This is a genomic window from Achromobacter piechaudii NBRC 102461, from assembly GCF_001571245.1.
Taxonomy (GTDB): Bacteria; Pseudomonadota; Gammaproteobacteria; order Burkholderiales; family Burkholderiaceae_B; genus Achromobacter; species Achromobacter piechaudii.
In genome coordinates this window covers 838,712-864,201 of the sequence record NZ_BCTK01000005.1, presented here as the reverse complement: position 1 = coordinate 864,201, position 25,490 = coordinate 838,712, and the positions used below count along the sequence as shown (strand labels likewise).

Here is a 25,490-nt window from a genome sequence, read left to right as displayed (position 1 = left end):
CAAGCCATCTGCGAGGCCCTTGCGCCAGATCAAACCGGGTCGAGCCAAGCCAGCAACGCCATGCGTCCGGTTTCCTTATCGCGCCGGTATGAAAAGAAGCGCTGCGGATCCGAGACCGTGCACATGCCGCTCTGGGACACTTCTTTTACCCCGGCGCGGCGCAGGCGGAAATCAGCCAAGCCGGCGAGGTCCGCCAGCCACTTGCCCGACAGGCCCGGCCGGGGCTCGAAGAACCGGCGCGTGGCCGGGTCGTCCGCCGTGAAGGCATCCAGCACGTCCTGGCCCACTTCAAATTCGCGCGGGCCAATGCCGGGGCCCACCCAGGCGCGCCAGCCGGTGGCCTCGGGCGCCTTGGCGCGCATGGCCGCCAAGGTATGTTCCAGCACGCCGCCCGCCAGGCCGCGCCAGCCGGCATGCGCCGCGCCCAGCACCCGGCCATCGGCGTCGGCGATGACGACCGGCAGGCAATCGGCCACCATGATGGCCAGCACGCGGCCCGGTCGCGCCGTGACGCTCGCATCCACGGCGGGTTCGTCGGGCAGGTCGGCGACGTCGGCATCGACGACCTCGCTGCCATGGACCTGGCGCAGCCACAGCGGCTCGCCCGGTACGGCGGCGCGCACTCGGCGGCGATTTTCAGTGACGGTGTCCGGGTCGTCGCCAGCACGGCGCCCGAGGTTCAGCGTGTCGTGCGGCGCCACACCCACGCCCCCGGCGCGCGTCGTGCAGAAGTACGACACGCCCGGCCAGGCCGGGCCGGTGACAACAGGCAGGTTGGCGATCACGCGGTCCATGCAATGGTTTCCTGAACTAGCGCCATGTCGGCGGGGACCTCGGCGGCAAATTGGACGTCGCCGCTGCCGCCCGGGTCGTCGAAATGCAGAGCCCGCGCATGCAGCATCTGGCGCGTGGCGCCGGCGATGTTCTTGCCGCCATAGATCGTGTCGGCCAGCAGCGGATGCCCCAGGCTGGCCATGTGAACGCGGATCTGGTGGGTGCGGCCCGTTTCCAGGCGGCACACCACTTCGGTAACCCGACCGCCCGGATCCACCTGGCCGCGCCGCGCAGGCGCATAGTTGGTGATGGCGGGTTTGGGAGCCACGGGGCGCTCGACGCTCATGCGTATCGGCACGCGCGGATCGCGCCCGATCGCGCGGTCGACCCGGCCGGCGGCCGCCAGCCAGCCGTGGGCCAGGGCGATATATTCGCGCCCCATGCTGCGCGCCTGCAATTGGCGCACCAGATGCGTCTGGGCCTTCTCGTTGCGGGCCACCACCATGAGTCCGGAGGTGTCTTTGTCCAGCCTGTGAACGATGCCCGCCCGCGCCACCGCCGCCAATTCCGGGTAGCGATACAGCAGGCCGTTGAGCAGCGTGCCGCTCCAGTTGCCGGCGCCCGGGTGCGTGACCAAACCGGCAGGTTTGTTCACGACGATCCAGTCGGCGCTTTCATCCACCACGGTAAATTCGACGGGTTCGGGGGTGAAGGCGCGCGCGTCGGGCGCGGGCTGCGCCCAGACCAGAAGCTCGTCGCCGGGGCCTACCGTCTGCCGGATCTTGCCGGGCGCGCCGTTGACGTGCACGTTGCCCGATTCGATCCAGCCTTGCAGCCGGCTGCGGGAATGGTCGGGCAACAAACCGGCCAGCACCTTGTCCAGCCGGTCGGCGCGGGTACTGGAAGGCACCGTTACACGTTGCGGTTCGCCCCGGTTTTCGGCGGGGTTTGCCTCGGTGATTTCGTCGGAGTTTTCGTCAGGAAGGCCCAGGAGTTCGTCGTCGGAAACGAGATCTGTGCCGGCGGCTGTATCGGACATGGAGACAAATCATATAATCAGCCTGCCATGCTAACACCAAGGATACGATTCTCGTGATTCACCACTCCGCAGCTCCCTCGAACCCCGCATCCCGAAGCGGGCCGGTTTTGCGCGTGGTTATCGCGCTATTTGCCGTCATCGTCATCGCCGGTTGCGGCTCGACCAACAGCAAATACGACAAGACCACCAACTGGAGCGCCGAACAGCTCTACGCTGACGCCAAGTCCGAAATGTCCTCGGGCGGTTGGAAGGAAGCCCGCGAACGGCTGACCGCCATCGAAAGCCGCTACCCATTCGGCGTGTACGCCCAGCAAGCCCTGCTTGAGCTGGCCTACGTCAACTGGAAAGACGGCGAAAACGAACAGGCCCTGGCTGCCATCGATCGCTTCCAACAGCTCTACCCGAACCACCCCGGCACCGACTACGCGCTCTACCTCAAGGGCCTGATCAACTTCACGCCGGCCAGCGCGTTCATGACCAGCATCACCGGTCAGGATCCCGCCGAACGCGACCCCAAGGGCCTGCGCGCGTCCTACGACGCCTTCAACGAGCTGATCAAGCGCTACCCGGACAGCAAGTATTCGGTTGACGCCGAAAAGCGCATCGCGTGGCTGGTCAACACCATCGCCATGAACGAAGTGCACGTCGCGCGCTACTACTACGAGCGGGGCGCCTACGTGGCCGCCGCCAACCGCGCGCAAACCGTCATCACCGACTTCGAGGGCGCCCCCGCCACCGAAGAGGCGCTCTACCTGATGGTCGAGTCCTACGACAAACTGGGCATGACCGACTTGAAGAACGACGCGCAGCGCGTCTACGACAAGAACTTTCCCAACAGCGACTTCAAGTCCAAAGGCTTGAAGGCCGACCGCAGTTGGTGGAACCCGTTCGACTGATTGATCGGCGCGTTCAAGCGCATGGGAAAAAAAGCCCCTCGAAGTAATTCGAGGGGCTTTTTCATGGGTGGTGCAACAGGCAGGCGTGATCCGGGGCAGCGATCCAAGCCTGCCGCGATCATCGCCCGGAGGCGTCTCGTCAGTCGTCCTGATCGCCCTGCTTGCGGCGATAAAACGCCAGCACTTCTTCCAGTTCGCGGGTGCGTGCAAACGGCGGCAGGCCCCGCCACAGGCGCTTGCCATAGGGCTTTTCGACCAGGCGCGCATCCCCCACCATCAACACGCCCCAGTCGGATTCCGTGCGGATCAGGCGGCCCGCGCCCTGCTTGAGCGAAATGGCGGCTTCGGGCAGCTGGTATTCCGAAAACGGGTTGCCTCCCTGTGCGCGGCAAGCGCGCAGGCGCGCTTCGATGACCGGGTCGTCAGGCGGCGCGAACGGCAGCTTGTCGATCGCCACCAGCGTCAGCACGTCGCCCGGCAGGTCGATGCCTTCCCAGAAGCTGGCGCTGCCCACCAGTACCGGATGCTTGAGCTTGCAGAAGCGGTCAAGCAGATCGCGGCGCGTGCCTTCGCCCTGCTTGAGCAAGGGCCAGTCATGGCCCGCGTCATCAAAAGCGTCGGCCAGCAACGTGGCCACTTTTTCCACGGCGCGCAGTGTCGTGCACAGCACCAGCGTGCCGCCCGGGCTGGCTTGCAGCAAGGGCATCAACGTATCGACGAAACGATCGAGGAACTGCGGCGACTGCGGCTCGGGCATGCCGCGTGGCACGAACAGCAGCGCCTGCTCGGGATAATTGAACGGGGATTCCCACTTGCCCGTGCGCGCGCGCTCCAGGCCGAGCTGGCTGGTGAAGTGGGTGAACTCGCCGTTCACCGACAGCGTGGCGGACGTCATGATCCAGGCCTGTCCCGGCTTGCGGTATTTGGAGAACGCCTGCGCCACGGACAGCGGCGCGGAGTGCAGCCGCACATGGTGCAAGCCGTGTTCCACCCAGCGCACCGCCGGGCCCGTCCATTGCTCGGTGGCCGCCGCCACGCCTTCCAGGATAGCGGTGGGCGTGGACGGTCCATCGGGCAACGCGGCGTCGGCGCCAAGCTCGGGCGCCTGGTCATCCCGGCCCCAACCTTCGTCGTCCGTGGCACCGCCCGCGCGGCCCGGCGTGCCCCAGCGCTTGAGCCGCACCGAGATCTCGGCGCCACTGCGCGCCGCTGCCATCAGGTCAGGATGTTTTTCGGCGACCGCGCCCAAGGCCTTGGTGGCCGTATCCACGGCGTCGCGCAAGGCGGCCAGGGCCTCGTCGAATTCTTCGGGGTTGGGGATGGCTTCAAACGTCGCCTTGCGGCCTGGCATGCGGTCCAGCGGCGCACAGGCCAGGCGCAATTCGCGCGCGGCGGTTTCCAGATGCCGGCTGACGTCGCTCCATTTGGCGGCCTCGCGCGCATAGGCCAGGCCGGCCACTTCCAACGCGCGGCCGAAATCCATCAGCTGGTGCGTGGACACGCTGCTGCCCAGGAACCGCGTGGCGGTATCGGGCAACTGATGCGCCTCGTCGAAGATGACGGTGTCGGCCTCCGGCAGCAGATCGGTCACGCCCTCTTCGCGCAGCACCAGATCGGCCATGAACAGCGCGTGATTGACCACGACCACATCGGCCTCCTGGGCCTGCCGGCGGGCCTTGACGACAAAGCAGTCGCGGATGCGCGGGCATTCCTGGCCCAGGCAGTTCTCGCGCGTCGAGGTCACGCGCTGCCAGATGTCGGCGTCTTCGGGCACCTGCGCCAGATCGCTGCGGTCACCGGTCTTGGTAATGCCCGCGAACACCTGGATCTGGCGCAGTTGCTGGATTTCAGTGCGCGACTTGAGCGCGCGCTCATCGCCTTGCAGGCGTTCAAGATGGTAGTGGCAGACGTAGTTGCCGCGCCCCTTGAGCAGCGCGGCGGTGACGGGCGCAGCCAGCGCCGCGCGCACACGAGGCAGGTCGCGCGCGAACAGCTGATCTTGCAGCGTGCGCGTACCCGTGGAAATCAGCACCTTGCCGCCCTGGATGAAGGCGGGTACAAGATAGGCCCAGGTTTTGCCGATGCCGGTGCCGGCTTCCGCCACCAGAGTGGCGCGGTCTTTGATGGCATCGCCGATGGCCTGTGACAGCTCCACCTGCGAAGGGCGAGGCTTGTAGCCGGGCATGGCCGTAGCCAACGGCCCGTCCTCGTCGAAAAATTCGGATATATCCAGGTCCAGCATTACGGCAGCCTAGTGTCGGTCGGAGTCTATGGTGAACCGGTACCGATAACGGTTCGGGCGCCAGACACTGATGTGGGAAAGGACCAAATGATACCCCCTGCCCGTCGCCCTTTCCGGCTGGCTGAGGGACAGAAGGGTCCACCCTGGCACGTTCTGTAACAGCCGCTTATGGCACAATCCGCCCCTTGTTTTTCCTTTTTGCCGTCGTATAGAGATGTCTGAAACTTCCGCTATCACGTACGTCGCCGCTGGCGTCGACAACGCCCGCATCATCGCGCAGCTTGCTACCGAGCTGGGCGCGCGCGCCTCCCAAATCGCTTCGGCGGTGGAACTGCTGGATGACGGCGCCACCGTGCCGTTTATTTCGCGCTATCGCAAGGAAGCCACCGGCGGCCTGGACGATACCGTGCTGCGCAACCTGGAAGTGCGGCTGGGCTATCTGCGCGAGCTCGAAGAGCGCCGCGGCTCGATCCTTGAGTCCATCTCGCAGCAAGGCAAGCTGACGTCCGAATTGCAGCAGGAAATCGCCACCGCCGACACCAAGCAACGCCTGGAAGACTTGTACGCGCCGTACAAGCCCAAGCGCCGCACGCGCGCCCAGATCGCTCGCGAGGCTGGCCTGGAACCCTTGGCGGACGCCATCCTGGCCGACATGGCCTGCGATCCCGCCGCGCTGGCTGCGCAATACCTGAACCCCGAAGCGTCGATCAACGACGCCAAGGCGGCGCTGGACGGCGCGCGCGACATCCTGGCCGAGCGCTACGCTGAAAATGCGGACCTGCTGGCCGACATGCGCGAGCACCTGTGGTCCACCGGCCTGATCTATTCCAAGATGATCGACGGCAAGGAAACCGAAGGCGCCAACTTCCGCGACTGGTTCGATTTCAACGAACCTTTGCGCACCTTGCCCTCTCACCGCATCCTGGCGCTGCTGCGCGGCCGTCAGCAAGGCGTGCTGGAATTGCGCCTGGGCCTGGAAGCCGAACTTGAAGCGCAGTTGCCGCACCCGTGCGTCGCGCGCATCGCCAATTTCCTGAAGCTAGGCAACGGCCTGTTCGCGCTGGACGCCACGCCGCGTGCGCGCTGGCTGGGCGAAGTGTGCCGCTGGACGTGGCGCGTGAAACTGTTGACGGCGTTTGAAAGCGAGCTGATCGGTCGCCTGCGCGAAAGCGGCGAGGCCGAAGCCATCCGCGTGTTTGCCGCCAACCTGAAAGACCTGCTGCTGGCCGCGCCGGCCGGCCCCAAGGCCGTGCTGGGCCTGGATCCGGGCATCCGCACCGGCTGCAAGATCGCCGTGATCGACCAGACCGGCAAGGTCGTGGACACCACCACCGTCTACCCCTTCGAACCGCGCCGCGATCGCGACGGCACCATCAACACGCTGGCCGCGCTGGTGGCGCGCCACAAGGTCGACCTGATCGCCATCGGCAACGGCACCGCCTCGCGCGAAAGCGAGAAGCTGGTGGGCGACATGATGGAACGCTTCCCCGACCTGAAGGTCACCCGCGTGGTGGTCTCCGAAGCCGGCGCATCGGTCTATTCCGCCTCGGAAACCGCCGCGCTGGAATTCCCCGACCTGGACGTGACGCTGCGCGGCGCCGTGTCGATTGCCCGCCGCCTGCAAGATCCGCTGGCAGAGCTGGTCAAGATCGATCCCAAGGCCATCGGCGTGGGTCAGTACCAGCACGACGTCAACCAGCGCGAACTCGCGCGGTCGCTGGACGCCGTGGTCGAGGATTGCGTGAACGCCGTCGGCGTGGACGTGAATACCGCATCGGCTGCGTTGCTGGCCCGCGTCTCGGGCTTGAACTCGTCGCTGGCCAAGAACATCGTTTCCTGGCGCGACGAAAACGGCGCGTTCCCCACTCGCGAGGTGCTGCGCAAGGTGCCGCGCTTCGGTGAGAAAGCCTTCGAACAGGCCGCGGGCTTCCTGCGCATTCCGAACGGCGACAACCCGCTCGATGCCTCGTCGGTCCACCCCGAAGCCTATCCCGTGGTCGAACGCATCGTTGCCAAGATCAAGGCCGAGGTCAAACAGATCATCGGCCAGCGCGATGCGCTCAAGGGCGTGTCACCGTCCGACTTCACCGACGAACGCTTCGGCCTGCCGACGGTGCGCGACATCTTCGCCGAACTTGAAAAGCCTGGCCGCGATCCGCGTCCTGAATTCAAGACCGCGCAGTTCAAGGAAGGCGTCGAAACGCTCAACGACCTGTACCCGGGCATGGTGCTGGAAGGTGTCGTGACCAACGTGGCCAACTTCGGCGCGTTTGTCGATATCGGCGTGCACCAGGATGGCCTGGTCCACATTTCCGCGCTGGCCGAGAAGTTCGTCAAAGATCCGCGCGACGTGGTGCGCGTGGGCCAGACGGTCAGCGTGAAAGTGCTGGAAGTGGACGCCGCCCGCAAGCGCGTCGCACTGACCATGCGCTTGAACGACACCGCCGCTCCGGCTCGCCGCAGCGGCGACGCCCCCAAGGGCGGCGATCGTCCCCGCCGCGCGCAGGGTGATGGCGGCCGTGGCAACGCGGCCGGTGGCGCCAGTGGCATGAACAGCGCCATGGCGGACGCATTCGCCAAGCTCAAGCGCTGATCGCCAAGCTCACGCATCGCGTGTCGACAAAAAACCAGGGCCTTGCGCCCTGGTTTTTTTTGCCTGTTTTTGACCCTGGGACTTTCCCGTAGATTGAGAATTTCCTTGCGCCTTCTCAATCAGGAATTAGAAAAATAAGGGAAAATATCGGATTGTGTCCAAATAATAAAAGCTGGTGGCGTTGGGGAACACGGCAGACACAAACACCATGATCAGGCGAACCGCGGCGCGAACCGTCTATCAGGCAAGAAGTAAAAGAAAAAGCGCCCCATCCTGAGAGCCCCCCCGGAGAGCCATTCGACATGCGCACGACCATCACGCTTGCCGCCAACGAAGCGGTAACGATCACCGAAAAAGAAGCCGGCCACAGCGGCACCTACGCCGAAATCACGCTGGGCCAATACTCGCATTTGATCGTGGACGGGGCCGAAGTGGCCTTCAAGCACATCACGCTGGAACGACTGGGCAGCCGGGTCATCGAGTTGCGCAATGGCGCGCAGCTTCAGGTGGGCGCGCTGGGCTTTGCCAGCATGGGCGCCAGCATCGTGTACCGCATCGGCGAGGGCTGCGCCCTGACCTTCGACGCCAGCCAATGGGACCCGGAAGTGGTCGCCAACACCACCTTCGACTTCGCCAGCCAAGGCAGCGGCGCGCTGAAATATTTTCCGTTCATCAACCCGGAATGGCTCGACTGCCCCAACGTGACCGGCTATTCGGAAGGCGACCTGCTTGAGATCGCGGGGCAAGGCAACGCGCAGCGCTTCCAGGTGCGCGACGGCCGCATCGTGGCGGGCGCCCGTCAGGCGTAACGCGTTGGGCGGCGAATGGCGGCGCAACGCACCGCCATCGGCGACCGCCCGTTCAAAGACTTATTCCTTCGCCAGCGACGCCAGCGCCTCACGCGTGCGCGTCAGGCGCGCATCTGCATCGCCTTGCGCGGCAGCAGGCGCTTCGGCCACCGTCACGCCATCGATGACGGCAGCGTAGCCTTCGCCCGAGGCTTGCAGCACGTCGGCAGCCGGTTCCTCTTGCAGGCGGCGCATCAGCGCGCCCGCTTGCTTGGGATCGGCGAAGCGCTGCGACAACAGCAATTCTTCGCCATCGGCGGCCAGCAGACGGAAGCGGAAGCCGCCCGTTTCATCGCGGAAGCTGACGAAACGCGCGCCCTTGTCCTTGTCTTTCTTGCCTTGCTTGCCCGCCACCGCGCCCGCATTCAAGTTGCGCAGGCCAACCGCCACGCGCAATTCCTGCATCAGCGGCAAGGCCTGCTTGCGCGCCTTGTCGGCGCCGGCCTGAAGAATGTCTTCAATGCGGCCAGGGTTGGCAATCAGGTCCACGTACTTTTCGCGCATCGGCGCCAACTGGTTTTCCAGGTGCTCGTACAGTGCCTGCTTGGCGTCGCCCCACCCCATGCCGTCTTCCAGCTGCTTGCGGAACAAGGCGGATTCGGCGGGCGTGGCGAACGCACGGTACAGCGTATACAGATGCGAGTTTTCGGCGTCTTTGGCTTCGCCCGGCGCGCGCGAATCGGTCACGATGCGCATCACCGACGCGCGCAGCGCCTTGGCGCCGCCTTCGAACAGCGGAATGGTGTTGTTGTAGCTCTTGGACATCTTGCGGCCATCCAGGCCGGGCAAGGTCGCCACGTCCTCTTCGATGGCCACCTCGGGCAGCGTGAAGTAATCGCGGCCGTAAAGATGGTTGAAGCGCTGGGCGATGTCGCGCGCCATTTCCAGATGCTGGATCTGGTCGCGGCCCACCGGCACGCGGTTGGCGTTGAACATCAGGATGTCGGCCGCCATCAACACCGGATACGAGAACAGGCCCATCGTGATGCCGTCATCCGGGTCCACGCCCTTGGCCACGTTCTGATCCACGGATGCCTTGTAGGCATGCGCGCGGTTCATCATGCCCTTGGCGGTGACGCAGGTGAGCAGCCAGCTCAGTTCGGGGATCTCGAGGATGTCGGATTGGCGATAGAACGTCACGCGTTCGTGGTCCAGGCCCACCGCCAGCCATGTGGCGGCGATCTCAAGGCGGGAACGCGCCACGCGGGCCGGGTCGTCGCACTTGATCAGCGCGTGATAGTCCGCCAGGAAGAAGAATGCGTCCACGCCGGGCTGCGTACTGGCCTGCACGGCGGGCCGGATGGCTCCCGCATAGTTGCCGAGGTGGGGGGTGCCAGTGGTGGTAATGCCGGTAAGGACGCGGGTATTCATAAGGCGAAGAGGCGTGTGCTGGGGGAAACGAGCAGTGTAACGTGCGCCGGCGACGCCGAGGGCTGACGGGGCGGCAAATCCCGCCCAGGCGCGCGACCGCGCGATCGCAATGTCGCGCGCCGCTTGAGAGCGGAACCGCCTACGGCAGATCAGGTGTCTGGAGAAAGCCTGCACCAGGGCTGTCGCGGGCCGCCTGTTTTCCGAGCTGCCGAGCGCGGATCAGCACGCTACAGAACAGCCAGCACCGGCGCGGCCAGCGCGCAGATTCCGCCCGTGGTCAGCGCGGCGCGCGGGCGGAAGGTCAGGAACCAGATCAGCAGCAGCCCGGCGATGCTCAGGATGCCGATCCATTCCACGGTGCCGTAGCTCCAGCCCCAGACCGTGGCCGACGCATACAGCGACAGGGCCAACGCGATCCAGCCAAAGAGGCGCAGCGGCACCCGGTGACGGCGCGGCATGGCGCGGTCGAAGAGGTCTTCGTAGTGACGATCCATGCCCAGGCACAGCGCGGAAAAGCCCGCGTAGGCCAGGCAGAAAGCGGCGAGCGTCATGGCGTATCCCCTTGCGTTTCGTATGCGACGGCAGAGACTGCTACAGGCTTGTCGGCCGCCCCGGCAACCGCCGGGGACGACGATTTGGCGGCAAGTGCCGCAACGGGTTCCGGCGCGCCGCTTGCGGGTGCCGGTGACTTGGCTGGCGTATCGGCCTGTCCTTGGGCCGCCCCCTTGGCAGGCCCTCGGCTTGCGTTGTGCGTCCCTTTGCCGGCCCTCTTGGCAGGCGCATGGCGCGCACGCGCCGCCTTGCGCGACATCCAGAAGAACAGCGCGGCGCTGGCCAGGCAGGTCAGGTCAAACCCGGCCATGACCCAATCCCCCTCGGGCAGCGACACGCCAAGATGACGCGACGTCGTCAGGGCGTTGACGACAGGCACCAGGGCCAGCGCGGCGGCAGCGGCAGCCAGCAGGTCCTGCCACTTGCGGCGCTGAAACAGGAAGGCGTAGATCAAGGACAGCGCCCAGGCCGTGAAGAACGCGCGCGATTCCCACAGCTGGCGTCCCGGCATATCGGTCGGGATCAGGCGGTTGGCCAGGAAGAAGACGGCCACGCCCAACACCACGCCCGCGATGGTGCCGGCATTCAGGCCGTCCACCAGGCGCAGCGAAAAGGCTTCGCGCGCACCCTGCGGACGCGCCTTCTGACGCCTCTTGGCGATCCACAACACCAGCCCCGTACCCACCATGCCGGTCCCGGCCAGGCTGACCAGGAAATAGAACCAGCGCAACAGCGGCTCGGCGAACAGGCCCAGATGCAGCCCCGTCACCGTGCCGGCCGTTCTTGCCGTGGCGCCCAATTCGCCCTGGCCCTCGATGAATTTGCCGGTGACGCCATCGAATCGCTGCCACGGCGCCATCAGACCGTAGGACACGCCATCGGCCGCCGCGCGCACCAGCGTCACCGTCGCGCCGGCGTCGCCCGGATTATTGACAGTGACGCGGCCCAGCCGGCCTTGCCACTCCCGCTGCGCCTGTTCGACAAGCGGCGCAAGCTGCACCAGCGGCGCGGGCTCGCCGCGGGGCGGCGTGACCTTGAACGACTTGAAGACATCGTCCGTGTATTGGCGCGGATTCTCGTAGACGGCCTTGATGCCGGCGGGCATGAGCATCACCATGAACAGCACCAGGCCGCTGAAGGTGATCATCAGGTGAAACGGCAGCCCCAGCACCGATAGCACATTGTGCCCATCCATCCAGGCGCGCTGCCCGCCCTTTTTCGGCCGGAAGGTAAAGAAATCCGTGAATATCTTTTTGTGCGTAATGATCCCGCTGATGATCGCCACCAGCATGAACATGCCCGCGATACTGGCCAGCCAGCGCCCCCAAGGGAACGCGGTCTCGAGTTCGAAGTGGAAGCGATAGAAGAATTCGCCGCCGCGCGTTTCTCGACCCTGCACCGCCTGGCCGGTGGCCGGATCCAGCTTCACCCGCACGAATCCGCGCTCGCCGGGCTTGGGCTTGGGCACCTGGTAAAGCAGCAGGATCAACGGCTCGCGGCTGGAGGACGGCGTAATGAACCAGCGCTTGGCATCGGGAGCATGCTCTTCCAGATAGCGCTGCGCGATCTGCACCGATTGCACGGCGGGCGCCTGCTGCACCTGGATTTCAGGCTGCATCCAACGCGTGATCTCCGGCCGGAAGAACGCCAGCGAACCGGTCAGGAACATCGCAAACAGCACCCAGCCGAATATCAATCCGGCCCAGGTGTGCAGCCACGACATCGACTGGCGCAGGCCTTCTTCGCCCTGCGCTTTGACTTTTCCTGCCTTCATGCCATCCCCATCGCGCGGCTGGCCAGGAACAGGCCGCCAAGCAAGGCGGTCGGCACAAGAATGCCGATCCAGGCGCGCCACGCATTGCGCGTGGCGAACACCCAGATCACGCCGCAGGTATAGACGACGAAAGACAACATCAAGGCCGTGGTGACAGCGTCCGCCCGCCCCATGGGCAGCCAGACCGCCAGGCAGGCCGCAGCCGCCGAGGCCAGGGCATAGCCGCCCAGAATGGCGGCGGCCGCCCTGGAAAATACGGCCATGCGATAGCGCATCATGCCTGCGCCGGCTGCGGGAGCTTTCACGGATTCACATTGAAGGTCAGGGTGGAGACGTAGCGGATCTTGGCGTAGGACTTGCCGTCCGCCTCGCCCGCCTTTTCTTGCACGTGCGCGGCTTCCAGCACGTATTGGCCGGGCCACGGCGTGGTGATTTCGATGCGCCCGTTCTCATCGCTCCAGAAGCGCTTTTCCCATTTCGGCGGTCCGAAGACGGTCACTTCCGTCTTGGCCAGCGGCTTGCCTTCGAAATTCAGAACGAAGCTGTTGGCGCCAGCGGCGGTCGGCACGAGTTCCAGGTCCAGCTTGGCTTGCGTGTCGGTGCGGCCAACCTTGGCGCCGTACTTCACCAGCGTTTCCTTGAACTGAATGGGCTGGGCCAGCCGCACGTCGCCCTTGCCCGTCGTCGCGTACTCGAAGAAATCCGCGCCCTTGCCCGAGGCTTTCAACACCGTGCCGTCGGCCGCCGTCACGACCGGCGACACGAGGACCTTGCCCAGCAAGCCGTCCTGCTTTTCGCGCAAGTCATCGGCCCATTCGCCGAAATACACCTTGGCCGGGCCTTCACCCCCCCGTTCCAGCCAAACAAAGTGCGCCTGCGCGGCGCCCGCGCCACCCATCAGGGCGATCGCGACCAAAGTCCTTGCGAATGTCATTGGTTATTTCCTTTAGTCCGATGAAGGGATCAGGTCAGCCCCGCAGCTGATGCCTGTTTTTCATCGGCCTGAATTATAACCATTCTCACTATCAGGCACATCCAAAATCGGGACAGGGCTGACAAACGCTGGTTAACCCTCATTCCTTTAGTTCGTGAATTAAATATATTAGCCATATATTGAAAGCCACCCACCCTACGTCAACCTTGGAGTTCTTCATGACGCACCCTCGTTGGACAGGCATCTTTCCCGCCATCACCACCAAATTCCACGCCGATGAAAGCATCGACGCCGAAGGCACCGCCAAGCACATCGATTTCCAGATCCGCAACGGCATTCATGGCATGGTCACCTGCGGATCCCTGGGCGAAGCCAGCACCTTGACGCTGGAAGAAAAACTCGAGGTCACCAAGATCGCGCTGGACGCCTCGGGCGGACGCGTGCCCGTGCTGGCCAACGTGTCCGAGACCAGCACGCGCGAAGCGTTGCGCTTCATCGAAGGCGCCAACAAGCTGGGCGTGGCCGGCTTCATGGTCATGCCCTCGCTGATCTACGTAGCGGACGCGCGTGAAGCCATGCTGAACGTGCGCACCATGGCCGAGGCCGCCCAGCAGCCCATCATGGTCTACAACAATCCGATCGCCTACCGCGTGGATCTCACCCCCGCCCACATGGCCGAACTGGCCGATTGCAAGTGGATCGCCGCCGTCAAGGACAGTTCTGGCGACACCCGCCGCGTCACCGATCTGCGCAATGTCGTGGGCGATCGCTATCAGATCTTCCTGGGCGTGGACGATCTTGCCTATGAAGGCCTGGCGCTCGGTTGCGACGGCTTGCTAGCCGGCGTGGGCTGCGCGTTTCCGCGCGAGACCGTCGCGCTTTACGACCTGATGAAAGCCGGCAAGTACCCCGAGGCGTTGGCGCTCTATCAATGGATGACCCCGCTGCTGCACCTGGACGTTTCCACCAAGCTGGTGCAGAACCTGAAACTGATCGATGCGCTGGTTGGCGTGGGCACCGAACACGTGCGACGCCCTCGCCTGCCGGTGATCGGCGAAGAGCGCGCGCTGATCGAACGCGTCGTCGCGCACGCCCTGGCCACGCGTCCCGCGCAATATCGATCGGTGCCCTGATCGCCTGGCTTCGTGGGGCGTAGAAGTAATCAGATAACACCAAGGAATTGCCTTCAATGTCATGGAGTTATCGCTGAAACGCCCTATGAAAAAAATGCGTGACGTTGCGGTCACTACGACACGACGCCACGCATTTAATTGCCTAGACTAGCCCGTTGATTCTCGTTCGTTCGCTGGCAAGCCATGCGCTGTCAGGCCGCTTGCTCGCTGCACGTTTTCAACCCCTGCACACAAGGCGCGTCAATGAAGCAGATCCGTGTCATCGACTCCCATACCGGTGGTGAACCCACCCGGCTTGTTGTCTCCGGCTTTCCCGATCTCGGCACGGGCGACATGGCCGAACGGCAACGTCTGCTTGCGGAACGGCACGACGCCTGGCGCGCAGCCACCGTCCTGGAACCGCGAGGCAGCGACGTCTTGGTGGGCGCCTTGCTTTGCGCGCCGCAGAACCCCACCAACGCCGCCGGCGTCATCTTTTTCAACAATGCCGGGTACCTGGGCATGTGTGGACACGGCACCATCGGCCTGGTCGCCACCCTCGCCTACCTGCGCCGTCTCAAGCCCGGCGTACACGGCATCGAAACACCGGTCGGCACCATCCGCGCCACGCTGCACGAAGACGGCTCGGTCAGCGTGCGCAACGTGCCCGCATATCGCTTGCACCAGGCCGTATGCGTCAATGTGCCGGAATACGGCGAGGTCGTGGGCGACGTGGCCTGGGGCGGAAACTGGTTCTTCCTGGTAGGCCAGCACGCGCAACGCGTCGCGCCGGACAACCTCGACGCACTGACCCATTACGCCTGGGCCGTACGGCAAGCGTTGCAAGCGTCGGGCGTCACCGGCCACGACGGCGCTGAAATCGACCACATCGAACTGTTCGCCCCCGATCCCAACGCCGACAGCCGCAACTTCGTGCTGTGCCCCGGCAAGGCCTATGACCGCTCGCCCTGCGGCACCGGCACCAGCGCCAAGCTCGCCTGCCTTGCCGCCGACGGCAAGCTCGCGCCCGGGCAGGTCTGGCGTCAAGCCAGCGTCATCGGCAGCACCTTCCAGGCGAGCTACGAAATGGCAGGCACGCAAGTCATCCCCACCATTCGCGGGCGCGCGCATGTGTGCGCCGAATCCACCTTGCTGATCCAGCCCGACGACCCCTTCGGCTGGGGCATCCGGCTCTAGCGGCCCATGAAGAGCATCGCCATGCCACACCCTCATAAAGACGTGGTGGTCGTCGGCGCCGGCATCATCGGCGCCGCCTGTGCCCATCAATTGGCAAAAGCCGGCCTCTCGGTGCATGTATTGGACGCCCGCCTCGGCGGCGCCACGCAAGCAGGCATGGGACATCTGGTAGCCATGGACAGCAATCCGGCGGAACTGGCATTAAGCGCCGCCTCCATGGAAGCATGGCGGCAATGGGGGCCACGCATGAACGCCACGGACCCCGGTTGCGCTTACACCGAGTGCGGCACGTTGTGGGTCGCCACCGATCGCAACGACATGGCCGAGGCCGAGCGCAAGCACGCCCGCCTGCACGATTGCGGCATATCCGCCACGCTGCTTACCGCCTCGCAGCTGGCGAATGCCGAACCCGGCTTGCGTGCAGGTCTGGCGGGCGGGCTGCATGTGCCCGGCGACGGACTGGTATATGCGCCCAGCGCGGCGCGCTGGCTGCTCACCCACGCGCCCCCGGGCGTGTCGTTCGAGGCCGCGCAAGTCTGCACGATCGACGAAGAAGGCGTCGTCCTTGCCGACGGGTCCCGGCGTAATGCGCAAGCCGTCGTGCTGGCGGCAGGCATGATGGCCACCCGCCTTTGCGACGACCTGCCGCTGCATCCCAAGAAAGGCCATCTGGCCATCACGGACCGCTACCCCACCGGCATCCGCCACCAACTGGTCGAGCTCGGCTACATGGCCAGCACGCATCAGCGCGACGGGGCAGCCGTCGCCTTCAATGTGCAGCCCCGTCCCACCGGGCAACTGCTGATCGGATCTTCCCGGCAGACGGGGCCATCCGATGCCAGCATCGATTCCCTGCTGTTATCTCGCATGCTCAAGCGGGCCATCGAATTCCTGCCGGGCCTTTCCGGCATGAACCTCATCCGCACCTGGACCGGTATCCGCGCCGCCACGCCCGATGGCTTGCCCCTGATCGGCCCACATCCCACGCGTCCGAAGCTCTGGCTTGCGCTGGGCCATGAAGGGCTGGGCGTCACCACCGCGCCCACCACCGCCGCACTGCTGACCGCCTTGATGAGCAACGCGGCCACGCCACTGGCGGCCGCGCCATTCGCACCGTCCCGTTCATTCGACGAGGTCACGCCATGACGTTTCTGCGATCTTCCCCCCGCCTGCGCATCCGCGTCGATGGCCAGCACGTAAGCGTGGTCCCGGGCAGCAGCGTCGCGGCCGCACTGGCCGCACGCGCGCCCGGCAACTCACGGGTATCGGTATCCGGCGAAAAGCGCGCGGCGTTCTGCGGCATGGGGGTCTGCCATGAATGCCGGGTCCTGATCGACGGCCATCTCCGCCTGGCTTGCCAGACCCGCTGCCAGGAAGGCATGTCTGTGGACACGGTCCTGGAATACACCCGCCCAGCCGGTGGCGCCGACGCGCAGAACGGCGATGCCACCGCCTGCGACCTGCTCATCATCGGTGCCGGGCCCGCCGGCATGGCAGCCGCGCTGGCGGCCGCCCCCAGTGGGCGCGCCATCGTACTGGTCGACGACAACGCCGCTCCAGGCGGGCAGATCTGGCGCGATGGGCCCGGCGTCGCCCTGCCAGCCCCTGCCCGCCGCATGCGTGAACAACTGACGCGGCATTCCAATATCACGCTGCTCTGCGACACACGCGTGGTGGGCTTGGCCGGTTTGCCAGGCAAACCCGCGCTGATGCTGGAAGACGCGCGGCGCGGTTGGCCGCAACGCTATGGCGCGCTGATCCTGTGCACGGGCGCTCGGGAACTGCTGCTGCCGTTTCCAGGCTGGACGTTGCCCGGCGTCACGGGCGCGGGCGGACTGCAAGCGCTGGCGAAGGCGGGCGTTGCGCTGCGCGGTCAACGCATCGTCATCGCGGGCACGGGGCCGCTGCTGCTGGCCGCCGCACATTCCGCGCGCAAGGCGGGAGCGCGCGTCGTGCGCATCGCCGAACAAGCCGATTGGCGCACGCTGCTGCGCTTTGCCTATCGCCTGCATCGTTGGCCCGGCAAGGCTCTGCAAGCCGCCACGCTATTCAGCCCGCACTACCGCAGCGCCAGTCACGTACTGGAAGCCACCGGCGACGGACGCCTGCAACACGTGCGGCTGCGCCGTGGCGACGGCGAAGAACACATCGCATGCCATCGTCTGGCCTGCGGTTTCGGCCTGGTGCCCAACATCGAACTAGGCCAGATGCTCGGCTGCAAACTCGACGCGCGGGGCGGCCTGCGCATCGACGACATGCAGCAAACCTCGATACCGGGTGTTTTCGCGGCGGGCGAATGCACCGGCATCGGCGGCAACGAGCGCGCGCGCGTCCAGGGAGCCAGGGCGGGCCATGCAGCGGTCGGCCAACTGACCCAGGCCGCACGCCTGTCGAACGAACTCACGCCGTGGCAGGAATTCGCCGATGCGCTGCGCGCGCCCTTCGCGCTGAACGCGTCGCTGTTGTCGCTGGCTCGACCCGACACCTTGATCTGCCGCTGCGAAGACGTGTCCCAATCCGCGCTGGCCCCGCATCAAAGCTGGACAGACGCCAAGGTGCATACGCGTTGCGGCATGGGCGCTTGCCAGGGCCGCATCTGTGGGGCGGCAACCCGCGTGCTTCATGGGTGGCAGCCGTCGCCCCCCAGGCACCTGCTTGCGCCCACTCGCATCGACACGCTGGCCGACATGGCTCGTTCATCCGGCGACTCTTCCGCATAAGGACTCATCATGACGAACACCCTGGACGCCCACATCGTTTTCGCGCAACGGCTGGCCCAAGAAGCTCGCCAGATGTACGCACCGTACCTGCGCAACGTCGTCAGCGTCGAGGCGAACGTTGGCATGGCCGTATCAACAGCCGTTGGCATGGGCGACGGCACGAGCGACCGCACGCCCCACCCCACGAACGGCGCCATCGACTTGCCCGGCGACGCCCACGCGCACGCCGCGCGGCCCAGCCTGCCGCACACCGAGATCAAACCGGATCGCAGCCTCGTCACGGCGCTGGACCACGCCATCGAAACGCACCTGCGCGCACGTATCGAAGCCACCTATCCGCAGCACGGCATCTACGGCGAAGAAGAAGGCACCGTCCGACTCGATGCCGAACACGTCTGGGTGCTGGACCCTATCGACGGCACGGCGCCCTTTCTTGCCGGCGTGCCCGTCTTCGGCACCCTGATCGCCCTGCTGCAACACGGCACGCCCGTATTGGGCGTCATGGACTTTCCCGCCACCGGCGATCGCTGGGTGGGCGCAACCGGCCGTCCCACACTGCATCACGGCACCCCGTGCAGCACACGTTCCTGCGGCGAACTGGGCGATGCGATGCTCAGTACGAGCAACCCCGATTTCTACGCCCCCGACGAACTGCCCGCGTTTCAAGCGCTGCGAGAACGCACCCGCTGGCGCATCTACGGCGGATGCTGCCTTGCGTATGGCCTGTTGGCCTCGGGCCGCACCGACATCGCCATCGACGCGCGCCTGGCGCTTTACGACTACGCGCCATTCATCCCCGTCATTCAGGGCGCGGGGGGCGTCATCACCGATTGGGACGGCCGCGCGCTCGGACTGCACAACCCCGCCTCGCGCATCCTCGCCGCGGGCGACCCCGCACGCCACCGCGAAGCGCTGCACCTGGTTCGCCGCGCGATGGCTTGATCCTTGCACCCACACTTTCCTTTCGCACCAGGAGCCCCCGGGCATGGACATCCGCATTGAAAACCTCTGCATTTCGTATGGCAATCAGCGCGTCATCGACGGACTAAACCTGGCGATTCCTCCGGGTGCGTTCTTCACCTTGCTCGGCCCCAGTGGTTGCGGCAAGACCACGCTGCTTCGGGCCATCGCGGGCTTTACGCCGGTTGCCTCCGGCAAGCTGCTCTTTGGCGGGCAGGACGTGACCCGCTTGCCGGCGCACCAACGCAACATCGGCATGGTCTTCCAGGATTACGCGCTCTTTCCCAACCGCAGCGTGTTCGACAACGCGGCCTACGGACTGCGTGCAAGAAAGGTGGCGCCCGCCCAGATCAAGCAGAAGGTCACCTCGGCCCTGGAGCGCGTCGGCCTGGGTCCCTATGCGGCAAGGCTGCCCGCCGAACTGTCGGGCGGGCAGCGCCAACGCGTGGCGCTTGCACGAGCGCTGGTCATTCAACCCCAGGTGCTGCTGATGGACGAACCCCTGTCGAACCTGGACGCCAAACTGCGCATCCAGGTGCGCCAGACCATCGCCGAACTGCAACGCGAGGCCGGCATCACCACCGTCTTCGTCACGCATGACCAGGAAGAAGCCCTGGCCCTGTCCGACCAGATCGCGGTCATGCAGCAAGGCCGTGTGGCGCAGCTGGGCACGCCACGCGATATCTACAGCCAGCCGGCCAGCGGATACGTGGCGGACTTCATCGGCGCGGCCAACCTGCTGCCGGTGCAATGCCACGCTTCAGAAAAGGGCCCGGTGCACCTGCACGTGGACGGACACGCGGTGGCGGCGCATGCCCCCGCGCCGCTGGCGGGCGAGGCGGTCCTGGTCGCGCGTCCCGAAGACATCCTGCTGTCCACGACGCCGGGCGCTGGCGTGCCTGCGCGGATCCTGGCGCAACAGTATCTGGGAATCAAGACGAACTACCGGGTCGAACTGCCCAGCGGTCGCCATCTGAACGTAGACGTACACGGCGACACAATCGGGGCCCTTGCGCGTGACGCGCGCGTCGACCTGGTATTCAACCCGCAAAAAACCCTGGTGCTGGCGTCATGAAACGAATGATTCCTCTGCTGAGGTCGCCGTGGACCTGGCTGTCGCTGGCGGTGCTTGCCGTACTGCTGGTGTTCCTCGTCTGGCCGGTGCTGAACATTTTGTCGGCCAGCGTGCTGGCCCGCAACGATGAAGGCCTGTCCGGCTGGCAGGTCATGCTGTCGGATCCGCGCTACCTGCGCGCGATCGGCAACACCTTGCTGCTGGGCATGGGCGTCACGCTGCTGGCCGCCTGCATCGGCGTGCCGCTTGCCTACCTGACCGCGCGCCACCGCTATCCAGGCAAGGCGCTGGTATCGATCCTGCCCTTGATCACGCTCATCATTCCCGAGGTGATCGGCGCGCAGACCTGGCTGATGATCCTGGGCAATAACGGCGTGCTGACGCGCGCGCTGCGCGATGGGCTGGGGCTGGATCCGCCGTCGTTCTATGGCTGGCCGGGCCTGCTGACGGTCATGACCTTCACCTATTACGCGTATATCTACATCGGTACGCTGGCCGCCATCCGTGGGTTTGATGCGCAGCTTGAAGAGGCCGCTCAAAGCCTGGGCACGTCGCCGCCCGTGTCGCGCCTGAAAGTGATGGCCCCGGTGGTGATGCCCGCCGTCCTGGCCAGCGCGCTGCTTGTCTTCACCATGGTGGTGGGCAACTTCGCCACCTCGATGATCCTCGGCCACCGTGTCGAACTGCTATCCGTTCTGACCTATCAAGCATCCGTATCGGAAACCGGCAGCGACCCGGTCATGCAAAGCACGCTGGCCACCACCTCGATCTCGCTGGTGATGCTGGCCCTGTTCCTGCAACGCTGGATCGTGTCTCGCGGGCGATATGAAATCACGCAGGGGCGCGCCGCGCCCGAGACGCCGATACGCGGTCCGGGTGGGTGGGCGATGGCGGTCTCGGCCCTGGCCGTGATGGTGCTGTCCATGCTGCCGCTGGGCACGCTGGCCGTAGGCGCCTTCACGCGCGCCAATGGCCCTGTCATGCGCTGGGGAGAATGGACGGTGGGGCATCTGGAGCGGGTGCTGATCAACGCGCCCGGCCCGGTCTTGAACTCCGTCATGCTGGCGGGCGCGGCAACGCTTATCGCCATCGCCTTCAGCACATTGGCCAGTTATCTGATCGTCAAGAAGCGCAACGCACTGACGCCCTGGCTGGACTATCTCAGCTCCATCCCGCTTGCGCTGTCGGGCACGGTCATCGGTATTGGCCTGTTGATGACCTTCGGCCACGGGGCATTCGATCTGTCCGGCACAGCATCATTGATCGTGCTGGCCTACATCGTGCGGCGGCTGCCCTTCGGCGTGCGCAACGCCTCATCCACGCTATTCAATCTGCCCGATTCCATCGAAGAGGCTTCCATCAGCCTGGGAGTACCGCCGCTGGCGTCCTTCCTGAAGGTGGTGCTGCCGCTGATGGCGCCCGCCATCGCGGCTGCCGCCGTCCTGACCTGGACCACCACCGTTTCTGAACTGAGCGCGTCAGTCATCGTGTATTCGCCAGGCCACGAAACGCTGCCCATCCAGATCTTCCGCCTGATCGACAGCGGGCTGATGGCGCAGGCATCGGCCTACGGCCTGGTGCTGATCACAGTGATCCTGGCGCCGGTGCTGCTGGCCACCCGTGTCTTCAACATCCGGCTCTTTGCCTGAGACCGGCTCATCTCCCCCCTCAACGACCAAGGAATCAACATGATCGCGTCGCCCTCCCTTAATCGCCGTCAGGCGCTCAAGCTGCTGGCCGTCACGGCCGGCATCGGCGCGCTGCCCAGCCAGGTGCTGGCCCAGCGCACCGAAAAGGTGGTGCTGTACACCACGCTGAACGCGCAGTCCGTCGAGACGGCCAGCGACATCGCGCGCGACCTGCTGCCCCACATCAAGCCCAGCACGGTGGCGGGCGGCAGCAGCCAATTGCTCAAACGGATGGAAGCGGAAGCCGGCCAGCCCAAGGGCGATCTGTTCTGGACGTCCAGCGCCAACGTCATGCACGGCTACCGCGACCTTTTCGAACCCTACCGTTCGCCCCAGGCCGCCGCCATTCCCGAGGCCCTGCACGGACCCGATGACCTGTGGATGGCCGCCAACCTCCATATCGTGGTCGGCATGGTCAACGCGCGGCATCTGCCGGGCGCCGCTCCGACGTCGTGGGCAGACCTGACCGACCGCCGCTTCAAAGGCAGGATCATCATTGGCGACCCCGGCAACAGCTCCACCGCGTTCACGGCCTTGTGGGGCATCGAACGCGTGCTGGGCACCGAGGGCCTGCGAGCGCTGGCGCGCAACGTCACCGTCTCCAGCGCGGCCTCCCATGTCGTGCGCAGCGTGGGTCAGGGCGAGTACGCGGTAGGCATTACGTTTGAATCGACCGCCTACCCGTACGTGGCAGGCGGCCAGAAAGAGATTGGCATCATGTACCCCATCGACGGCACCTTCACTGTGGCCGACAACATGGCCATGGTGAAGAACTCGCCCAATCCGCAGGCCGCCAAGCGTATGTATGACTTGCTGCTGTCGCGCGAGATGCAGCTGGCGCTGTTGCAAAACGCCTATCGCCGGCCCAGCCGCAACGATATCGACGTCAGCAAGCACCTGGACATGCCGCCGCTTGCCGACATCCGTATCGTGCCGGTCGACGAAGCCGAAGCATCCGCTGGCCGCGAATCGTTTCTGTCGCGGTGGCGAGCCTTCGTAGCAGCGGCGCGCAGTACTTGATGCGCGGGGGGGGCTGGAGTGGCCCGAGGGGGGCGGCAGATTTGAGTTGCGGGTCTCGGCTCACCGATCCCCGCTCACCGCAAGCACCCCTACAACGTCGCCGTCAGCCGACGCTCGGATTCCAGATATTCACGCGATTGCATTTCAAGAATGCGCGACACGGTGCGATGGAACTCGTTGGCCAGCGCACCTTCCGTGTAGATCTCTTCGGGCTCGCATTCGGCCGACATGATGAGCTTGACGCGGTGGTCATAGAACACGTCGATCAACCACGTGAAGCGACGCGCCTCGGAAGCTTGCCGGGGCCCCATGCGGGGTACACCCGACAGGATCACCGCGTGAAACCGGTTGGCCAGTTCAAGGTAGTCGTTCTGCGAACGCGGGCCACCGCAAAGCGTGGCGAAGTCGAACCACACCACCGAGCCGGCCAGCGCCAGCGCGCGGATTTCCCGATGCTCGATGTGCAGCACAGGCTCTTGCGGCGGCGTGTCGGCCAGGCTGTCGAACGCCTTCTTCAACGCGGCCTGCGCGTGCTCGTCCAGCGGCGAGTGATAGCACTGCACCTGTTCCAGCGAACGACGGCGATAGTCCACGCCAGCGTCCACGTTCATCACATCCATGCGCGACTGGATCAGCGCAATGGCGGGCAGCACGCGGTCGCGGTGCAGGCCGTCGGTATACAAGGTGGACGGTTCGTAGTTCGAAGTCATGATGAACGACGTGCCGTACTCGAACAGCTTGAGCAGCAGGCGGTGCAGGATCATGGCGTCCGCCACGTCCGACACGTGAAACTCATCGAAGCAGATCAGGCGATAGCGCTTGGCGACACGCTTGGCCACTTCGTCCAGCGGATCCTGCATGCCCTTCACTTCTTCCAGCTCGCGATGCACGCCACGCATGAACTCGTGAAAGTGCAGCCGCGTCTTGCGCACCACCGGCACGGTGGCGTAGAAGGCGTCCATCAGAAAGCTCTTGCCGCGTCCCACCCCACCCCACAGATACACGCCGCGCGGCACGTCGGGCCGATTCAGCAGCTTTTTCAGCGCGTTCGAGCGCATCGACTTGAACTTGACCCACTCGTCGTAATAGCGCTGCAAGCGGTCGATGGCCAGCTTCTGCGCGGCATCGGGCTGGTAGCCGCGTTCGGCCAGGGCGTGTTCGTAGTATTCGCGGACGTTCATGGGGCTTTGCTCAACCAACCAAAATGAAAAAAGGGCGGGTTCTTGAACCCGCCCCCTGTCTAGCTCAGTTCAAGCACGCTTAGAAGTTCAGTGCGCGCTTGTCCACGGCCAGAGCGGCTTCCTTCACGGCCTCCGACAGCGTCGGGTGCGCGTGGCAGATGCGGGCGATGTCTTCAGCGGCGCCACGGAATTCCATGATGGTCACGGCTTCCGAAATCAATTCCGAAGCCATCGGGCCCACGATGTGCACGCCCAGGACTTCGTCGGTCTTGGCATCGGCAATCACCTTGGCAAAGCCGGTGGTGTCGCCCAGCGCGCGAGCGCGGCCGTTGGCCAGGAAGGGGAAGCTGCCGGCCTTGTACTCGCGGCCTTCGGCCTTGAGTTGCTGCTCGGTCTTGCCGACCCAGGCGATTTCCGGCGACGTGTAGATGACCCACGGCACGGTGTCGAAGTTGACGTGGCCATGCTGGCCGGCGATGCGCTCGGCAACCGCCACGCCTTCTTCCTCGGCCTTGTGCGCCAGCATCGGGCCGCGCACGACGTCACCCACGGCCCAGACGTTCGGCAGATTCGTCTTGCAATCGCCGTCCACGGCCACGAAGCCGCGTTCGTCCAGCTTCAGGCCCACGGCGTCGGCGTTCAAGCCGCCGGTGTAGGGCACGCGGCCGATCGAGACGATCAGCTTGTCCACCACCAGCTTCTGCTCGGCGCCCTTGGCGTCGACGTAGGGCACGGTCACCGACTTGGCGGTGGCCTTGATCTCGCCGATCTTCACACCCATCTGGATGTTCAGACCTTGCTTCGTGAATGCCTTGAGCGCTTCCTTGGCCACCTGGCCGTCAGCGGCGGCCAGGAATTCCGGCATCGCTTCCAGGATGGTGACGTCCGAACCCAGGCGGCGCCACACGCTGCCCATTTCCAGGCCGATCACGCCAGCGCCGATCACGCCCAGCGTCTTCGGCACGGCGCCGATGTTCAGCGCGCCGTCGTTGGACAGGACAACCTTTTCGTCGAACGGCAGGCCCGGCAGCTCACGCGCCGACGAACCCGTTGCGACCACCACGTGCTTGGCGATCAGGTCTTCTTCGGCGGTGCCGGTGACCTTGATGGCCCAGCCGCCTTCCACTTGGCCGCTGAAGGCGCCCTTGCCATGGAAGAAGGTGACCTTGTTCTTCTTGAACAGGTACAGGATGCCGTCGTTGTTCTGCTTGACCACCGTGTTCTTGCGGCCGATCAGCGTATCCAGCTTCAGGCTCACGCCCTTGACTTCGATACCGTGTTCGGCGAAGTGGTGGTTGGCTTGTTCGTAGTGCTCGGACGATTGCAGCAGCGCCTTGGACGGGATGCAACCGACGTTGGTGCAGGTGCCGCCAGGAGCCGGGCCGCCTTGGCCATTTTGCCAGGCGTCGATGCAAGCGACCGACATGCCCAGCTGGGCTGCGCGGATGGCGGCGATGTAGCCGCCAGGGCCAGCGCCGATCACGACGACGTCAAATTGTTTGGACATAGTGTTC

General features: G+C 65.3%; 21 protein-coding genes. 11 read left to right on the top strand and 10 right to left on the bottom strand.

What is annotated here, in order from left to right; genetic code table 11:
- Positions 1–29: 29 nt before the first annotated feature.
- Together pgeF and API01S_RS10585 are read right to left on the bottom strand one after the other, a co-directional pair.
- Complete coding sequence (gene pgeF / locus API01S_RS10590) at positions 30–794, bottom strand: peptidoglycan editing factor PgeF (RefSeq protein ID WP_061304414.1); 765 nt, start codon at positions 792–794, stop codon at positions 30–32.
- Entirely contained in the window at positions 782–1,813 is a 1,032-nt protein-coding gene (locus tag API01S_RS10585) for an RluA family pseudouridine synthase (RefSeq protein ID WP_082305940.1), read from the bottom strand. The genes pgeF and API01S_RS10585 overlap by 13 nt, the downstream gene beginning before the upstream one ends.
- A 107-nt stretch (positions 1,814–1,920) precedes the next feature.
- Between API01S_RS10585 and API01S_RS10580 the strand changes: the two genes are divergently transcribed.
- The gene (locus API01S_RS10580; protein WP_006218167.1) at positions 1,921–2,709 is read left to right on the top strand and encodes an outer membrane protein assembly factor BamD; all 789 of its coding nucleotides are present in this window, start codon (positions 1,921–1,923) and stop codon (positions 2,707–2,709) included.
- 139 nt (positions 2,710–2,848) lie between these two features.
- On the opposite strand, the gene API01S_RS10575 is transcribed toward API01S_RS10580, so the two are convergent.
- The gene (locus tag API01S_RS10575; protein ID WP_061304413.1) at positions 2,849–4,951 is read right to left on the bottom strand and encodes an ATP-dependent DNA helicase; all 2,103 of its coding nucleotides are present in this window, start codon (positions 4,949–4,951) and stop codon (positions 2,849–2,851) included.
- 214 nt (positions 4,952–5,165) lie between these two features.
- On the opposite strand from API01S_RS10575, the gene tex reads away from it, so the two are divergent.
- Both tex and API01S_RS10565 read left to right on the top strand, forming a co-directional pair.
- Positions 5,166–7,544, top strand: a complete 2,379-nt coding sequence (gene tex, locus API01S_RS10570; RefSeq protein WP_050727796.1) for an RNA-binding transcriptional accessory protein Tex — start codon at positions 5,166–5,168, stop codon at positions 7,542–7,544.
- A gap of 302 nt (positions 7,545–7,846) precedes the next feature.
- Positions 7,847–8,353, top strand: coding sequence for a hypothetical protein (locus tag API01S_RS10565; protein ID WP_006218164.1), 507 nt, complete (start codon positions 7,847–7,849; stop codon positions 8,351–8,353).
- A 60-nt stretch (positions 8,354–8,413) separates the two neighbouring features.
- Here the strand turns inward: API01S_RS10565 and API01S_RS10560 are convergent, their stop codons facing one another.
- The 5 genes from API01S_RS10560 to API01S_RS10540 form a co-directional block, all read right to left on the bottom strand.
- Entirely contained in the window at positions 8,414–9,763 is a 1,350-nt protein-coding gene (locus tag API01S_RS10560) for a tryptophan--tRNA ligase (RefSeq protein ID WP_061304412.1), read from the bottom strand.
- A 227-nt stretch (positions 9,764–9,990) separates the two neighbouring features.
- The gene (locus tag API01S_RS10555) at positions 9,991–10,314 is read right to left on the bottom strand and encodes a DUF3325 domain-containing protein (protein WP_006218162.1); all 324 of its coding nucleotides are present in this window, start codon (positions 10,312–10,314) and stop codon (positions 9,991–9,993) included.
- Positions 10,311–12,089 carry a PepSY-associated TM helix domain-containing protein gene (locus API01S_RS10550; protein WP_061304411.1) on the bottom strand — a complete coding sequence of 593 codons (1,779 nt, stop codon included), beginning with the start codon at positions 12,087–12,089 and terminating at the stop codon, positions 10,311–10,313. Before API01S_RS10550 ends, API01S_RS10555 begins: the two co-directional genes overlap by 4 nt.
- Entirely contained in the window at positions 12,086–12,367 is a 282-nt protein-coding gene (locus tag API01S_RS10545) for a DUF3649 domain-containing protein (RefSeq protein ID WP_006218160.1), read from the bottom strand. The genes API01S_RS10550 and API01S_RS10545 overlap by 4 nt, the downstream gene beginning before the upstream one ends.
- Positions 12,368–12,390: 23 nt before the next feature.
- Entirely contained in the window at positions 12,391–13,023 is a 633-nt protein-coding gene (locus tag API01S_RS10540; RefSeq protein ID WP_061304408.1) for a DUF4198 domain-containing protein, read from the bottom strand.
- Between the two features lie 218 nt (positions 13,024–13,241).
- Between API01S_RS10540 and API01S_RS10535 the strand changes: the two genes are divergently transcribed.
- The 8 genes from API01S_RS10535 (at position 13,242) to API01S_RS10500 (ending at position 22,795) form a co-directional block, all read left to right on the top strand.
- Entirely contained in the window at positions 13,242–14,156 is a 915-nt protein-coding gene (locus API01S_RS10535; RefSeq protein WP_039883972.1) for a dihydrodipicolinate synthase family protein, read from the top strand.
- Between the two features lie 243 nt (positions 14,157–14,399).
- Complete coding sequence (locus API01S_RS10530) at positions 14,400–15,332, top strand: 4-hydroxyproline epimerase (protein ID WP_061304407.1); 933 nt, start codon at positions 14,400–14,402, stop codon at positions 15,330–15,332.
- Positions 15,333–15,353: 21 nt separating this feature from the next.
- Positions 15,354–16,478 (top strand): NAD(P)/FAD-dependent oxidoreductase, encoded by a 1,125-nt coding sequence (locus API01S_RS10525; protein WP_231689321.1) that lies wholly within the window; start codon positions 15,354–15,356, stop codon positions 16,476–16,478.
- Positions 16,475–18,052: an FAD-dependent oxidoreductase gene (locus API01S_RS10520; protein WP_084802408.1), complete on the top strand. Its 1,578-nt coding sequence runs from the start codon at positions 16,475–16,477 to the stop codon at positions 18,050–18,052. Before API01S_RS10525 ends, API01S_RS10520 begins: the two co-directional genes overlap by 4 nt.
- Before the next feature lie 9 nt (positions 18,053–18,061).
- Positions 18,062–18,994 (top strand): inositol monophosphatase family protein, encoded by a 933-nt coding sequence (locus API01S_RS10515; RefSeq protein ID WP_061304404.1) that lies wholly within the window; start codon positions 18,062–18,064, stop codon positions 18,992–18,994.
- Positions 18,995–19,037: 43 nt separating this feature from the next.
- Positions 19,038–20,087 carry an ABC transporter ATP-binding protein gene (locus API01S_RS10510; protein WP_061304402.1) on the top strand — a complete coding sequence of 350 codons (1,050 nt, stop codon included), beginning with the start codon at positions 19,038–19,040 and terminating at the stop codon, positions 20,085–20,087.
- Between the two features lie 5 nt (positions 20,088–20,092).
- Positions 20,093–21,736, top strand: a complete 1,644-nt coding sequence (locus tag API01S_RS10505; protein ID WP_061304400.1) for an ABC transporter permease — start codon at positions 20,093–20,095, stop codon at positions 21,734–21,736.
- 39 nt (positions 21,737–21,775) lie between these two features.
- Positions 21,776–22,795: an extracellular solute-binding protein gene (locus API01S_RS10500; protein ID WP_061304398.1), complete on the top strand. Its 1,020-nt coding sequence runs from the start codon at positions 21,776–21,778 to the stop codon at positions 22,793–22,795.
- An 89-nt stretch (positions 22,796–22,884) separates the two neighbouring features.
- Here API01S_RS10500 and zapE read toward each other — a convergent pair whose 3' ends face one another.
- Positions 22,885–23,976, bottom strand: coding sequence for a cell division protein ZapE (gene zapE / locus API01S_RS10495; RefSeq protein WP_006218150.1), 1,092 nt, complete (start codon positions 23,974–23,976; stop codon positions 22,885–22,887).
- Positions 23,977–24,055: 79 nt separating this feature from the next.
- The gene (lpdA, locus tag API01S_RS10490; protein ID WP_039882937.1) at positions 24,056–25,483 is read right to left on the bottom strand and encodes a dihydrolipoyl dehydrogenase; all 1,428 of its coding nucleotides are present in this window, start codon (positions 25,481–25,483) and stop codon (positions 24,056–24,058) included.
- Between the last annotated feature and the right edge of the window lie 7 nt (positions 25,484–25,490).